9 protein-coding genes are annotated in these 14,748 nt (G+C 69.9%); 5 read left to right on the top strand and 4 right to left on the bottom strand.

What is annotated here, in order from left to right; genetic code table 11:
- Nucleotides 1-37: 37 nt before the first annotated feature.
- Together BMZ82_RS06205 and BMZ82_RS06200 are read left to right on the top strand one after the other, a co-directional pair.
- On the top strand, nucleotides 38-955 hold the full coding sequence (locus tag BMZ82_RS06205) for an ABC transporter permease (RefSeq protein WP_093772537.1): 918 nt from the start codon (nucleotides 38-40) through the stop codon (nucleotides 953-955).
- The gene (locus BMZ82_RS06200; protein WP_093772535.1) at nucleotides 948-1,778 is read left to right on the top strand and encodes an ABC transporter ATP-binding protein; all 831 of its coding nucleotides are present in this window, start codon (nucleotides 948-950) and stop codon (nucleotides 1,776-1,778) included. The genes BMZ82_RS06205 and BMZ82_RS06200 overlap by 8 nt, the downstream gene beginning before the upstream one ends.
- 79 nt (nucleotides 1,779-1,857) lie before the next feature.
- On the opposite strand, the gene BMZ82_RS06195 is transcribed toward BMZ82_RS06200, so the two are convergent.
- On the bottom strand, nucleotides 1,858-6,831 hold the full coding sequence (locus BMZ82_RS06195) for an NAD-glutamate dehydrogenase (RefSeq protein ID WP_093772533.1): 4,974 nt from the start codon (nucleotides 6,829-6,831) through the stop codon (nucleotides 1,858-1,860).
- 1,216 nt (nucleotides 6,832-8,047) lie between these two features.
- On the opposite strand from BMZ82_RS06195, the gene BMZ82_RS06190 reads away from it, so the two are divergent.
- Nucleotides 8,048-8,614, top strand: coding sequence for a DJ-1/PfpI family protein (locus BMZ82_RS06190; RefSeq protein WP_093772531.1), 567 nt, complete (start codon nucleotides 8,048-8,050; stop codon nucleotides 8,612-8,614).
- A 61-nt stretch (nucleotides 8,615-8,675) separates the two neighbouring features.
- On the opposite strand, the gene BMZ82_RS06185 is transcribed toward BMZ82_RS06190, so the two are convergent.
- Nucleotides 8,676-9,350, bottom strand: a complete 675-nt coding sequence (locus BMZ82_RS06185; protein WP_093772529.1) for an HAD family hydrolase — start codon at nucleotides 9,348-9,350, stop codon at nucleotides 8,676-8,678.
- Nucleotides 9,351-9,450: 100 nt separating this feature from the next.
- Nucleotides 9,451-9,966, bottom strand: a complete 516-nt coding sequence (locus tag BMZ82_RS06180) for a DUF6912 family protein (RefSeq protein WP_093772527.1) — start codon at nucleotides 9,964-9,966, stop codon at nucleotides 9,451-9,453.
- Nucleotides 9,967-10,302: 336 nt separating this feature from the next.
- Between BMZ82_RS06180 and BMZ82_RS06175 the strand changes: the two genes are divergently transcribed.
- Nucleotides 10,303-10,827: an Rv3235 family protein gene (locus BMZ82_RS06175; protein WP_093772525.1), complete on the top strand. Its 525-nt coding sequence runs from the start codon at nucleotides 10,303-10,305 to the stop codon at nucleotides 10,825-10,827.
- A 185-nt stretch (nucleotides 10,828-11,012) separates the two neighbouring features.
- Here BMZ82_RS06175 and secA read toward each other — a convergent pair whose 3' ends face one another.
- Nucleotides 11,013-13,832 carry a preprotein translocase subunit SecA gene (secA, locus tag BMZ82_RS06170; protein WP_093772523.1) on the bottom strand — a complete coding sequence of 940 codons (2,820 nt, stop codon included), beginning with the start codon at nucleotides 13,830-13,832 and terminating at the stop codon, nucleotides 11,013-11,015.
- A 279-nt stretch (nucleotides 13,833-14,111) separates the two neighbouring features.
- Between secA and BMZ82_RS06165 the strand changes: the two genes are divergently transcribed.
- A complete protein-coding gene (locus tag BMZ82_RS06165; protein WP_093772924.1) occupies nucleotides 14,112-14,747 on the top strand; it encodes a GNAT family N-acetyltransferase in 636 nt (211 codons plus the stop codon).
- Nucleotide 14,748: the final 1 nt, after the last annotated feature.

Here is a 14,748-nt window from a genome sequence, read left to right as displayed (position 1 = left end):
GCCCGCACCCCCCTCCCCCCGAGTGAAAGCAGCGGATGTGAGTCAGGTCCTCCACACACCGCCCAGGACACCGGCCGACGGCCACGGCGATCTCGCTGCCCTGGCCGCGCAGTACGGCCTCACGGTCAGCGGCGCCCGTCCTCCCCTGCCGGAGTACATCCGCCAGCTCTGGGCGCGCCGCCACTTCATCACCGCGTTCGCCACCGCCAAGCTCACCGCCCAGTACAGCGCGGCGAAGCTGGGCCAGGTCTGGCAGGTGATGACCCCGCTGCTCAACGCGGCGGTGTACTACTTCATCTTCGGTGTCCTGCTGGAGACCAAGAAGGGCGTGGCGGACTTCATCCCCTTCCTGGTCACAGGCGTGTTCGTCTGGACGTTCACGCAGAGCTCGATCATGACGGGCACCCGGGCCATCGGCGGCAGCATCGGCCTGGTGCGGGCCCTGCACTTCCCCCGGGCCGCGCTGCCGATCTCGTTCTGCCTCCAGCAGCTCCAGCAGCTCCTGTTCTCGATGGGCGCCCTGCTGATCATCCTGTTCGCGGTGGGCGTGCCGCCGGCCCTGTCCTGGCTCCTGGTCTTCCCCGCGCTGGCCCTGCAGTTCGTGTTCAACGCGGGCGTCTCGATGATCCTGGCCCGGCTCGGCGCGAACACCCCGGACATCGCCCAGTTGATGCCGTTCATCCTGCGCACCTGGATGTACATCTCGGGCGTCATGTGGAGCATCGACAACCTCATCAGCAAGCACCACGGCATGCCATCCTGGCTGGCGGACCTGCTGCGGGCCAACCCCGCCGCGGTGTACATCGACCTGATGCGCTTCGCGCTGATCGACAGCTTCCACGCCAGCCAGCTCCCGCCGCACGTGTGGCTGGTCGCGACCGGCTGGGCGCTGCTCGCCGGCGTCGGCGGCTTCATCTACTTCTGGAAGGCTGAGGAGACGTACGGCCGTGGCTGACAACACCGAGACCAAGACGCCCACCGCGCCCGCCGAACCCGTCGACGAGCGGGCCCCCACCGTCATCGTGGACAGCGTCGACATCGTCTACCGGATCAACGGCACCGGCAGCGGCCGGGGCAGCGCCACCGCCGCCCTCAACCGCATCATGCGCCCCAAGCAGGCCGCGAAGGCCTCGGGCATGCGCATCGTGCACGCCGTCAAGAAGGTCTCCTTCGTCGCCTACAAGGGCGAGGCGGTCGGCCTGATCGGCACCAACGGCTCCGGCAAGTCCACCCTGCTCAAGGGCATCGCGGGCCTCCAGCCGGTGGAGAACGGCAAGATCTACACCGACGGCCAGCCCTCCCTCCTCGGCGTCAACGCGGCCCTGATGGGCGACCTGACCGGCGAGCGCAACGTCTACCTCGGCGGCCTGGCCATGGGCATGACGCCCGAGCAGATCAAGGAGCGCTACCAGGAGATCGTCGACTTCTCCGGCATCAACGAGAAGGGCGACTTCATCTCCCTGCCCATGCGCACCTACTCCTCCGGCATGGGCTCCCGGCTGCGCTTCTCCATCGCCGCCGCCAAGGACCACGACGTGCTCCTCATCGACGAGGCGCTGTCCACCGGTGACGCGCGGTTCCAGGCGCGTTCGGCGGCCCGCATCCAGGAGATGCGCCAGCACGCCGGAACCGTCTTCCTGGTCAGCCACAGCAACGCCGCGATCCGCGACACCTGCGACCGCGTGCTGTGGCTGGAGCGCGGCGAACTGCGCATGGACGGCCCCACCGAAGAGGTCCTCCAGGCCTACGAGGAGTTCACCTCCGGCAAGAAGAAGTAGCCGACGGCCCCGATCTCCCGGGTACGACGAGAAGGGTGCCCCCCGAACCATCGGGGGGCACCCTTCTCGTCGTACATGACTACGAATGCGTCCGCAGCAGCGTCCGCATCGTGCGCATCGCGACCGACAGGTTGGCCAGGTCGAACGTCTCCGAGCTCTGGATCTCCTCCAGCGTGGTGCGCGCCCGGCCCAGGATCGCCGCGTTCTTCTCCTCCCACGCCTTGAACCGCTGCTCGGGCGTCGAGGTGCCGTTGCCGACGGCCAGGACGTCCGCGGCGACCGCCGCGTGGGCCGCGTACAGGTCCTCGCGGATGGAGGCGCGGGCCATGGACTGCCAGCGGTCGGCGCGCGGCAGCTCGATGATGCGGTCCATCAGCCGGGTGATGCGCAGCCGGTCGGCGAGGTCGTAGTACACCTCGGCGACGTCCAGCGGGTCGCGGCCCATCCGGTCGGCCACCGAGACGATGTCCAGCGCCGGGAACGCCGCCGAGAACCCGGCCACCCGGGTCGCCAGCTCGTCCGGGACGCCCGCCTCGGTCAGCTCCTCGTAGATCTTCTGCCACCACTCCAGATCCGCGCCCCGCATCAGCTTCGTGAGCTGCGACCACACCTGCTCGACGCGCTCGGCGAAGAACTCGACGGTCTCCGCGAGCTGCAACGGCTGCGGCCGGTTGTTGAGCAGCCAGCGCGTGCCGCGCTCGACGAGCCGCCGCGAGTGCAGCCGGATCCGGGTCTGCACGGCGGCCTCGACCCGGTTGTCGAGGGCCTCCACCGCGTCCCACACCGGGGCCGCGCGGAAGATCGCCCGGGCCGCGGTCTGGGCCCGCACGATCTCCTCCAGCGAGGCGCCGGTCTCCTCCCGCAGCCGGTGCAGATACGTCGTACCGCCCGTGTTGACCGTGTCGTTGACCAGGACGGTCGTGGTGATCTCACGGCGCAGCGGGTGGCTGTCGATGCCCTCGGGGAACCGCTCGCGCAGCGCCGTCGGGAAGTAGGCGTGCAGCAGCCCGCGCAGGTAGTCGTCGTCGGGCAGCGAGGTGTGCAGCAGCTCGTCCGCCACCGTGATCTTCGTGTAGGCCAGCAGGACGGCCGTCTCCGGGCTGGACAGGCCCTGGCCGGCGCCGAGCCGCTCACGGATCTGCCGGTCGGTGGGCAGGAACTCCAGGGCCCGGTCCAGGTGCTTCTCCCTGACCAGGTGGCGCATGAAGCGCTGCTGGGCGTGGAGCATGTCCTTGGACTGGAAGAGGGCGTTGGCGATCGCCGTGTTCTGCGCGTAGTTGTTGCGCAGGACGAGCGCGCCGACCTCGTCGGTCATCTCCGCGAGGACCTTGTTGCGCTGCTTGACGGTCATGTCGCCCTCGGCGACCAGCCCGTTCAGCAGGATCTTGATGTTCACCTCGTGGTCGGAGGTGTCCACGCCCGCGCTGTTGTCGATGGCGTCCGTGTTGATGCCGCCGCCGCTGCGGGCGAACTCGATCCGCCCGAGCTGCGTCAGCCCCAGGTTGCCGCCCTCGCCGACGACCTTGACCCGCAGGTCGGCGCCGTCCACCCGGATCGGGTCGTTGGCCTTGTCGCCGACGTCGGCGTTCGACTCCGTACCGGACTTGACGTACGTGCCGATGCCGCCGTTCCACAGCAGGTCCACCGGCGCCCGCAGGATCGCCTTCATCAGGTCGGCCGGCGTCAGCTTGTTGACGCCCGCCTCGATGCCCAGCGCCTCCCGGACGTGCGCGCCGACCGGGATCGCCTTCGCCGTCCGCGGGAAGATCCCGCCGCCCGCCGACAGCAGCTTGGTGTCGTAGTCGGCCCAACTGGAGCGGGGCAGCTCGAACAGGCGGCGGCGCTCGGCGTACGAGGTCGCCGCGTCCGGCGTCGGGTCGATGAAGATGTGCCGGTGGTCGAAGGCGGCGACCAGGCGGATGTGCTCGGACAGCAGCATGCCGTTGCCGAACACGTCACCGGACATGTCGCCGATGCCGACAACCGTGAAGTCCTCGGCCTGCGTGTCCACGCCCCGCTCCCGGAAGTGCCGCTTCACGGACTCCCACGCGCCGCGGGCGGTGATGCCCATGCCCTTGTGGTCGTAGCCGGCCGAACCGCCGGAGGCGAACGCGTCCCCGAGCCAGAAGTCGTACGACTGCGCGACCTCGTTGGCGATGTCGGAGAACGTCGCCGTGCCCTTGTCGGCGGCGACCACCAGGTAGGTGTCGTCCTCGTCGTGCCGCACGACGTCGGACGGCGGCACGACCTCCCCGCCGACCATGTTGTCGGTGATGTCGAGGAGCGCCGAGATGAACGTCTTGTAGCTGGAGATGCCCTCGGCCAGCCACGCGTCCCGGTCCACGCCCGGGTCGGGCAACTGCTTGGCGACGAAGCCGCCCTTCGCGCCGACCGGCACGATCACGGTGTTCTTCACCATCTGCGCCTTGACCAGGCCGAGCACCTCGGTACGGAAGTCCTCCCGCCGGTCCGACCAGCGCAGACCACCGCGCGCGACCTTCCCGAACCGCAGGTGCACGCCCTCCACCTGCGGCGAGTACACCCAGATCTCGAACGCGGGCCGGGGCGCCGGCAGGTCGGGGATGGCCTGCGGATCGAACTTCATCGACACGTAGTCGTGCGGAGCGCCGTCCGCGCGCCGCTGGAAGAAGTTCGTGCGCAGGGTCGCCTTGATGACGGTGAGGAAGGACCGCAGGATCCGGTCCTCGTCGAGCGAGGCCACCTGGTCGAGCGCCGCGTCCAGCTCCTCCAGCAACGCGTCGACGATCTCCAGCCCGGCGCGCTGCCGGTCGGGCGACATCCGCGCCTCGAACAGCGACACCAGCAGCCGGGTGGTGTGGACATTGGTACGGAGGGTGTCCTCCATGTAGTCCTGGCTGAACGTGGACCCGGCCTGGCGCAGGTACTTCGCGTACGCGCGCAGCACCATCGCCTGCCGCCAGTTCAGCCCGGCGCCCAGCACCAGCGCGTTGAACCCGTCGTTCTCCGCCTTGCCCGTCCAGGTCGCCGAGAACGCCTCCTGGAACCGCTCGCGCCCGTCGTCCCCGAGGAAGTCGCCGCCGGGACCGGCCAGCGACTTGGGGATCCGCAGCCCGAAGTCGTAGATCCAGGCGTTGCTGCGGTCCGTGCAGCGCAGCTCGTACGGCCGCTCGTCGATCACCTCGACGCCGAGCCGGTTCAGCACCGGCAGCACCGCCGACAGGGAGATCGCGTCACCCTTGCGGTAGATCTTGAAACGGCGCTCGTCGGGCGCGGCGCCCACCGGCTCGTACAGGCTCAGCGAGAAGCTCTGCTCGCCGGTGAGCCGCTCCAGGTGGACCAGGTCGGCGACCGCGGCGCGCGGGGAGTGGTCGGCCTTGTAGCCCTCGGGGAAGGCGTTGCTGAAGCGCCGGAGCAGCTCCGCGGCCCGCTCCTCGCCGCACTCGGCGTTCAGCGCCTCGCCGAAGGCGTCCGCCCAGGAGCGGGCGGCCTCGACGAGCCGCGCCTCGATGTGATCCTTGTCGGCGTCGGACAGCTCCGGCAGCTCGGTGCCCTGCGGGACGCGCACGACGAAGTGCAGCCGGGACAGGATGGACTCGGTGTTCCAGGCGGTGAAGTCGACGCTGGTGCCGCCCAGCTCCTCCTTGAGGATGTCGATGATCCGCAGCCGCACACCGGTGGTGTAGCGGTCGCGCGGCAGGTAGACCAGCGCCGAGTAGTAGCGCCCGTACTCGTCCTGCCGCAGGTAGAGCCGCAGCCGCCGCCGCTCCTGCAGATACAGCACGCTGGTGACGATGGCCCGCAGCTCATCCACCGGCGTCTGGAACAGCTCGTCGCGCGGGTACGTCTCCATGATCTGGATCAGGTCGCGCCCGTCGTGACTGTTCGGCGAGAACCCGGCGCCCGTCAGCACGGCCTGCACCTTGCGCCGCACCACGGGAACCCGCCCCACGGACTCGGTATAGGCGGCGGACGAGAACAGCCCGAGGAACCGCCGCTCACCGACCACATTGCCGTCGGCGTCGAACTTCTTCACCCCGACGTAGTCGAGGTAGGACGGCCGGTGCACGGTGGCCCGGCTGTTGGCCTTGGTCAGCACCAGCAGCTTGTGCTCGCGCGCCTTGGCCCGGGCGTCGGCGGGCAGCCGCTCGAAGGACGGGCTGACGGGGTGGCTGTCGGTCTCGGTGTGATGCGGGTCGGCGCGCAGAATGCCGAGCCCGGTGCCGGGAACGGCGGCAAGGGAGTCGTCGCCGCGCAACTGGTACTCGCGGTAGCCGAGGAACGTGAAGTGGTCGGCGGCCAGCCAGCGCAGCAACTCACGGGCCTCGTCGACGTCGGGCCGCGCCAGATCACCGGGGACGGGCTCCTTCGGGAGCTCGTCGGCGACCCGCAGCGCGGTCTCCCGCATCTTCTCCCAGTCCTCGACGGCCTCCCGCACGTCGGACAGCACGCGCAGCAGGTCGGCGGTGATCTGCTTCAGATCGGCGCGGTCGGTCTCCCGGTCGATCTCGACATGGATCCAGGACTCGATGTGCGCGTCATGCGGAAGATCGCCGACGGCGTTGCCGGTGTCGGTGGCGGCGGTGGCGGGCGGCGCGCCGAGGACCTCGATCAACCGCCCGGTCACATCACGCCGCACCACGATCTGCGGATGGATGACGAGATGGATCCCCCGCCCCTGCCGAGACAGCTCGTTGGTGACGGAGTCGACGAGAAACGGCATGTCATCGGTGACGACCTCGACGACGGAGTGGCTGCACGTCCACCCGTTGCCTTCGACGGTCGGGGTGAGGGCCCTGACGTTGGCCGTCCCCTGTGGCCGGTTCTCGGCCAGCCGGTAGTGCGAGAGTGCGGCACCGAAGACGTCGACCGGGTCCCGGTCGCTCAGGTCCTCCGGGGCGGTGTGCAGGTAGTAACGCTGCAGGAACGCGAGGAGGGCGGCATGATCCGGGGTGCCCGGCGCGCCCTCACCCGTCGTCCCAGTCGGTAGGTGCCCCCCGACCGGGCTGTTCTCAGCGACCCGCGCCGCCCTCTCGAGCAGCTCGGCCTTGGCTTCGTCCAGCTTGGTCTGCATTGTCCTCTGGCTCCTGTCGCGCGCCGTTGCGTGACGTAGAAGGAAGTACGGTCTCTTCCCCTGCGGCTCGCCGCCACGGCCCGAGGTCTCCGGGCTGCTCCGACGCTATGCCGCAAGGCGAGATGAGCGGGGGGTTATCGGCCATGTTCGACACAATCCCGGGATGTGACACTGCTCTCCGTGCCACCGACATCCGGGGCGAATACGACGTCCAGGGGCTCCTTGCGCCCCCGTCCCGCCCGCGCCGACCAGCGCCCACCGCCCGGCCACGGAAACAATCCGCACACACCGGGCGCAGAGCAGGGGCCACAAAACCCCCGCGAACTATCGCGCTGATCACGCAACCAGGCTATCGCCCCTCCCGACCCCCACGTCATGAGCCGTATGTGTACAAAACAAGGGCCACAACTTTGACGTTCTGCACAGGGTGGGGGCGGGGGTGACGTGCAGGGCCCTCCGGGGGGGCGGGGGGATGGGCGCGGAGGCTGGTCGGGGTGGGGTGGGGTGATGGGCGCGGGGATGGGTGGGCTGGGCGGGGTGATGGGCGCGGGGACTGTTGGGGTGGGGTGGGGGCGTGACGAGACGCACCGGGGGCGATGCAGGGTGAGGTGCACTGGCCTGGGGTGGGCGGGGCAACGTGCCCTTCGCCGGGGCCGAGTGAGGCGGGTGCCCCGCGAGGGCCCGCAGGGGGCAGGGGATGTAGTTCCCCAGCGTGGCGAAGGGGCGGAGCCGCAGGTGGGCGCAAGGGGCGGAGCCCCCTGGTGCGGCACGGGGACGCAGTCCCCAGCGGGGGTGCAGGGGGCCGAGCCCCTAGCCGGGCGGAGGGGCGGAGTCCCCAGGCGGGGTGCAGGGGACGCAGTCCCCGGCGGAGGTGCAGGGGCCCGAGCCCCTGGCAGGGCGAAGGGGCACAGCCCCACGCTGGGCGAAGGGGCCGGGACTCACCCGCGGCACAGGGGCGGAGCCCCAGGAGGGGTGCAGGGGACGCAGTCCCCGCTGGGGTGCAGGGGACGCAGTCCCCGCTGGGGTGCAGGGGCGGAGCCCCTGGTGGGGTTGAAGGGGCGGAGCCCCTGGGGATGGGATGGGTAGGGGCGGCGGGGGCGAGAAAAGTCGACGTTGACTCCCCGCCGCGGGACGCTAAGAGCGCCGGCCCTTGGCAAGCCCGCCCCCATCAGGCACGTTGCCCAGGACAGCGCCCTCCTGAGAGGAGCCGCCCACCATGACCGCGAAAATCCTCATCGTCACCGGCGACGCAGCCGAATCCCTGGAAGTCCTCTACCCCTACCAGCGCCTGCGCGAGGAAGGCTACGAGGTCCACATCGCCGCCCCCACCCGCAAGAAGCTCCAGTTCGTCGTCCACGACTTCGAACCCGGCTTCGACACCTACACCGAGAAGCCCGGCTACACCTGGCCCGCCGACCTCGCCTTCTCCGAGGTCGACCCCGGCCAGTACGCCGCCGTCGTCATCCCCGGCGGCCGCGCCCCCGAGTACCTCCGCAACGACCCCGAACTCCGCAAGATCCTCAAGTCGTTCTTCGACGCCGACAAGCCGGTGGCCCAGATCTGCCACGGCCCCCTGCTCACCGCGGCCGCCGACGCCCTCCGCGGCCGCCACGTCACGGCGTACCCGGCGCTGGAGCTCGACATGCAGTCGGCCGGCGCCGTCTTCCAGGACGCCGAGGCGGTGGTCGACGGCACCCTGGTCTCCGCCCGCGCCTGGCCGGACCACTCGGCCTGGATGCGCGAATTCCTGACGATCCTGCGCGCGAAGGCACCGGTGACCTGACAGCCCCCACAGGTGCGGCGCCCCAGGACGCCGCACCACCCCGCCCGCCCGGCGACGACGCCTACGCAGCCGCAGCCAACCGCCCCGCGACCTCCACCGCCTCCCCCAACGTGTCCACCACCGGCACCCCCACCCCCTCCAGACTGGCCCGACTGTGCGACCCCCCGGTGTACAGCACGGCCCGCGCCCCCACATGCAACGCGGCCACCGCGTCATCGGCGGCATCCCCGATCACCACCGTGTGCGCCGGCGCGACCCCGCCCAGCGCCCGCAGATGCCGCACCATGTGCTCGGCCTTGCTGCCCCCGGACGGCCCGGTCCGCCCGTCGACCCGCACGAAATGCGGCTCGATCCCGAACCCCCGGACCAACGGCACGAGCTCCTCGTGCACGTACATGCTCAGCAGCGACTGGCTGTGCCCCGCCGACCGCCACCCCGCGAGCAGCTCCACCACCCCCTCGGTGAGCCCGCACCGCACCCGGTGCTCCGCGTAGTACCGGTGGAACACCTCGTCCATGGCCTCCCACTCGGCATCCGTGGGCAGCCGTCCCATCAGCCGCTCGTAGAACTTGGGCACCGGCACGCAGTACAGCGCCCGGTACCGCTCCAACGTGAGCGGCTCCAGCCCCAGCTCCGCGAACGCCGCGTTCGTCGCCCCGATGATCGCGTCATTGTCGTCGAGCAGCGTCCCGTTCCAGTCCCAGACGATGTGCGCCGCTTCCTGCTGCATCCCCATACCGGAAAACGTACCCGCCACCACTGACAATCAAGTGACCGACCAGAAACCGCCCCACAGCAGACGGGCCGAGGGCAAAGGCAGGACGAGGACGGGAGTCTCAGCCCCCCGACCCCACCAGGTTCGGAATCTCCTGCGTGGCGAACCACAGCAGCTCGTGGTCCTCGGCCCCGTCCACCACGAACTGCGCGTCGTCGTCCCCGCCGTCCGCCGCCGCGAGCGCCCCCGCCGCGGCGGTCACGTCCGCCTCCGCGTCCCCCGCGTCGACGTGCACCGCCGCCGCCTTGCCCAGCCGCACAGCGCCACTCACCCGCACCTCGCCCAGCGCCGCCGGATCGAGCCCCCGGTCGGGGTCCGCGACGGCCATCCGGTCAGCCACGTCGACGGCGACGACGACCCGCCTCCGCGGGGCACCCGGGTCCGCCGCGAGCAGCCGCAGCGAGGCCAGCGCGGCCCTGCTCAGCGCCGCGTACTCCAGCTCCTCGATGTCGTCGGAGAGATACCACTCGCGCAACCCGGGCGTGACGGCGTAAGCGACGAGCGGCCCGGACCCCAGCTCCCCCGTCTTGTGCGCCTCGGCGAGACCGGGAAGGGTCAGAGGGACGTAGACGCGCATGGCTGGCCGCTTTCTTTCGTGGTCGCAGACTCGGACTCGATGCCCCGGAAGAGCGGTTCGACGCCTCCCCGAGGGCCTTCAGGATACGTGCGGGCCGTCCCCCTTCGGGTCCCCGCCCACCCCCCGACAGCCGTCAACCCCGCACCCCACAACTCACCCGCCCCACCCCCGCAACACCGGGCCCGCCACCCCCTCGGCCACCCCGGATAGGTGAATTCCCCTCCCCCTCGCCCACTACTCCCCGCTTCCTTGCCGCCACGGACCGCAACCCCGTACAAGATCCGCAACGGCAAGTTACCGCCTGGTATGCGCCGGGCCCACCGAACGGGGACACCCATGAACAAGGTCATGACGAGGACGCAGCACCACCCCGGCACCCGCCCTCCCGGCCGCCGCGACACCCGCCGCCCCACCGGCACCCCACCCCGCACCCCGAACAGCGCCACCCACCGCCCCCGCACGACACCCCCGCCCCCGACCGCCCCCGCCCAGATCCCCCACCGCCCCGTCTCCCCGCCCCGCCCCACCGACCTCTTCGCCGACCGCCTCCTCGCCGTCCTGACCGGCCAACGCCCCGTCCACTTCATGCTCCGGCACACCCGCGGCCACGCCTACGACGACCTGGCCCACCTCGCGGAACGAGGCCCCCTGCGCACCACCGCCCACGGCACCCGCCCCGTCGTCCGCGACATCGGCTACTTCGTCCCCCGCGCCGGCGCCATCGAGGCCTTCGCCCGCATCAGCGCCGGCGACCGCCTGCGCGCGATGGCCTTCCGCCTGGAACTCGGCACGGACCACCGCTGGCGCTGCACCGCCGTGGAACTCGACGGCCCCCGCAGGCCCCACCCACAGAACGACTGAACAGCCCCCACAGCCCCCGAAACGACCACCAAGACCCAAGGAGACCCGACACGCCACGGAACGGCCCCAAGAGCCCCATAGGCCCCTACAAGGACCGCCGCCCAGCGGACCCCCACCCACGCCGAAGGGCCGGGCCACCCAAGGTGACCCGGCCCCACACCAGCGAGACTTCCTGGAATCAATCCCTACTTCTTGCGACGCCGCCCGGCCTTCGCCTGCTTGCGCCGCTCCGCGCGCGTGAGGCCGTCGGCCTCGGAGCGCACCGGCTCCTCGTCGTCGTCACTGTCGAAGTCGCCCTCGATCGTGCCGCCCTCGCCGTCAACCGTCGGCGCCGAGAAGTGGAGCTGACGACGCTGCGGAGCGTCCAGCCCCTTGGCGCGGATCTCCGGACGCCCGCCCGACTGCGCCGGCACCACGTCCTGCTTCTCCATGTCGACCGGCTCGGCGTCCTCGACGAGAACCTCCTCGACCTGCTGCTCGACCTGGACCTCCAGGTTGAACAGGTAGCCGACGGACTCCTCCTTGATGCCGTCCATCATCGCGGAGAACATGTCGAAGCCCTCGCGCTGGTACTCGACCAGGGGGTCCTTCTGCGCCATCGCGCGCAGACCGATGCCCTCCTGGAGGTAGTCCATCTCGTAGAGGTGCTCGCGCCACTTGCGGTCCAGGACCGACAGCACGACCCGCCGCTCCAGCTCACGCATGATCTCCGAGCCGAGCTGCGTCTCCCGCGACTCGTACTGCTCGCGGATGTCGTCCTTGATGGACTCGGAGAGGAACTCGGCGGTCAGACCGGCCCGGTCACCGGCCGCGTCCTCCAGCTCCTCGACGGTGATCTTCACCGGGTAGAGCTGTTTGAAAGCACCCCACAGCCGGTCCAGGTCCCAGTCCTCCGGGAAGCCCTCGGCGGTCTCCGCGCCGACGTACGCGTCGATCGTGTCGTCCATGAAGTGGTGGACCTGCTCCTGAAGGTCCTCGCCCTCCAGGACGCGACGCCGCTCACCGTAGATGACCTCACGCTGACGGTTGAGGACCTCGTCGTACTTCAGGACGTTCTTACGCGTCTCGAAGTTCTGCTGCTCCACCTGCGACTGCGCGGACGCGATCGCGCGCGTGACCATCTTGTTCTCGATCGGCACGTCGTCCGGCACGTTCGCCATCGACATGACGCGCTCGACCATCTGCGCCTTGAACAGCCGCATCAGGTCGTCACCCAGCGACAGGTAGAACCGGGACTCGCCCGGGTCACCCTGACGACCGCTACGACCGCGCAACTGGTTGTCGATACGCCGCGACTCGTGCCGCTCGGTACCCAGGACATACAGCCCGCCGAGGTCCTTGACCTCCTCGAACTCCGCCTTGACCGCCTGCTCGGCCTTCTCCAGGGCGGCCGGCAGAGCCGCCGCCCACTCCTCGATGTGCTCGTCGGGGTCGAGGCCGCGCTGCCGCAGCTCCGCCTCCGCGAGGTCGTCGGGGTTGCCGCCGAGCTTGATGTCCGTACCACGGCCGGCCATGTTCGTCGCGACCGTCACAGCGCCCTTGCGGCCGGCCTGCGCGATGATCGGCGCCTCACGGTCGTGCTGCTTCGCGTTCAGCACCTCGTGCTGGATGCCGCGCTTGGAGAGCTGCTGCGACAGGTACTCGGACTTCTCGACCGACGTCGTACCGACGAGGATCGGCTGGCCCTTCTCGTGCTTCTCGGCGATGTCGTCGACGACCGCCTCGAACTTCGCGACCTCGGTCCGGTAGATCAGGTCCGACTGGTCCTTACGGACCATCGGCCGGTTCGTCGGGATCGGGACCACGCCGAGCTTGTAGATCTGGTGGAACTCGGCGGCCTCGGTCATCGCCGTACCCGTCATGCCGGACAGCTTGCCGTAGAGGCGGAAGAAGTTCTGCAGGGTGATCGTGGCGAGCGTCTGGTTCTCGTCCTTGATGTCCACCCCTTCCTTCGCCTCGATGGCCTGGTGCATGCCCTCGTTGTACCGGCGGCCGGCGAGGATACGGCCCGTGTGCTCGTCGACGATCATGACCTCGCCGTCGATGACGACGTAGTCCTTGTCCTTCTTGAAGAGCTCCTTCGCCTTGATGGCGTTGTTCAGGTAGCCCACCAGAGGCGTGTTCACCGACTCGTAGAGGTTGTCGATGCCCAGCCAGTCCTCGACCTTGGCGACACCCGCCTCATGGATGGCGACCGTGCGCTTCTTCTCGTCGACGTCGTAGTCGCCCGTCTCCTCGAGACCCTTGAGGGGGTTGCCCGCCTCGCCCTTCTTCAGGCGCGTGACGAGCTTGGCGAAGTCGCCGTACCACTTGGTCGCCTGGTCCGCCGGACCGGAGATGATCAACGGCGTACGGGCCTCGTCGACCAGGATCGAGTCGACCTCGTCGACGATCGCGAAGTTGTGGCCGCGCTGCACCAGCTCGTCCTGCGACCACGCCATGTTGTCGCGCAGGTAGTCGAAGCCGAACTCGTTGTTCGTGCCGTAGGTGATGTCGCACGCGTACTGCTCACGGCGCTGGGCCGGCGTCATGTTCGCCAGGATGCAGCCGACCTCGAGGCCCAGGAACTTGTGGACGCGACCCATCATCTCGGAGTCGCGCTCGGCCAGGTAGTCGTTGACCGTGATGAGGTGCACGCCGTCGCCGGAGAGGGCGTTGAGGTACGCCGGCAGCGTGCCGACGAGGGTCTTGCCCTCACCGGTCTTCATCTCGGCCACATAACCGAGGTGGAGGGCGGCACCGCCCATGATCTGCACGTCGTAGTGGCGCTGCCCCAGCGAGCGCTTGGCGGCCTCGCGCACGGTGGCGAACGCCTCGGGCAACAGGTCGTCCAGGCTCTCACCATCGGCGTACCGCTGCTTGTACTCATCGGTGAGGGCCCGCAGCTCGGCGTCGGAGAGGTCGACAAAGTCCTCTTCGATGGAGTTGACCTGGTCCGCGATGCGGTGCAGCTTGCGCAGGATCTTGCCTTCGCCTGCACGCATGATCTTCGAGAGGACGGACACGGGGGGTGGTCTCCTTGCCGGTCGGGCCGGGACGGTCGGTTTCTTTTGACTCACTGAGCAACGGCCATCGTATGCGAGGACCCCGCCACGCCGGGAGGCCTGCCGCGACGAGGACCGCACACTGCTGCGCACCTGCTCCAAAATCTTCTTCAAAGAGGACAACGGCCGGGCCCCGCCGATGGTGCCGCGTCCACCGAACGAATTGCGCGAATTGTGATCACGCGCTCACGCACCGCGAAAACAATGGCGTCCGCCGCGCACCCCGAGCAGAATCGGCCGATGGAGCCCGAGCCCGTCACCCTCACCACCCCCCGCCTCGTCCTGCGCCCCCTCGACCCCCGGGACGCCGACGCCGTGTACACCGCCGCCCAGGACCCCGACATCCAGCGCTGGACCACGATCCCCTCCCCCTACCTCCCCGAACACGCCGAGACCTTCACCGAACTGCTCGCCCCGGAGGGCTGGGCGACCAGCTCGATGTTCACCTTCGGCATCTTCCTCCCCGACCATCCCGACCTCGCTGACCTCCCCGGTGTGCCCGATGCCGGGCCGCGCACCCTCACCGGCGTCGTCAGCCTCACCATGCGCTCCCTGGGCACCGCCGAGATCGGCTTCTGGGCCGCCAAGGAACACCGGGGCCGCGGCTACACCACCGAGGCCGCCCTCGCCGCCGTCCGCTGGGCGTTCACCGCCCTCTCCGTCGACCGCGTCGAATGGCGGGCCGAAGTCGGCAACACCGCCTCCCGCGCGGTCGCCGAAAACGCCGGCTTCACCCTGGAGGGCACCCTACGCTCGGCCATCAACAACAAGGGCGTACGACGAGACTGCTGGCTCGCCTCCCTGCTCCCGTCGGACCTGGGACTGCCGTCGGCGGCACCGTACGTGCCGGCACCGCACAGCCCGCCCGGCGAGTGAG

It is taken from the genome of Streptomyces sp. yr375 (assembly GCF_900110755.1).
GTDB lineage: Bacteria > Actinomycetota > Actinomycetes > Streptomycetales > Streptomycetaceae > Streptomyces.
This window is presented reverse-complemented; position numbering and strand designations above follow the sequence as displayed.

Bases quoted from the DNA above. Each gene is read 5' to 3' on its own strand.
- BMZ82_RS06195 (WP_093772533.1), bottom strand. From the start codon at position 6,831: ATGCAGACCAAGCTGGACGAAGCCAAGGCCGAGCTGCTCGAGAGGGCG.
- BMZ82_RS06190 (WP_093772531.1), top strand. From the start codon at position 8,048: ATGACCGCGAAAATCCTCATCGTCACCGGCGACGCAGCCGAATCCCTG.
- BMZ82_RS06185 (WP_093772529.1), bottom strand. From the start codon at position 9,350: ATGGGGATGCAGCAGGAAGCGGCGCACATCGTCTGGGACTGGAACGGG.
- BMZ82_RS06180 (WP_093772527.1), bottom strand. From the start codon at position 9,966: ATGCGCGTCTACGTCCCTCTGACCCTTCCCGGTCTCGCCGAGGCGCAC.
- BMZ82_RS06175 (WP_093772525.1), top strand. From the start codon at position 10,303: ATGAACAAGGTCATGACGAGGACGCAGCACCACCCCGGCACCCGCCCT.
- BMZ82_RS06165 (WP_093772924.1), top strand. From the start codon at position 14,112: ATGGAGCCCGAGCCCGTCACCCTCACCACCCCCCGCCTCGTCCTGCGC.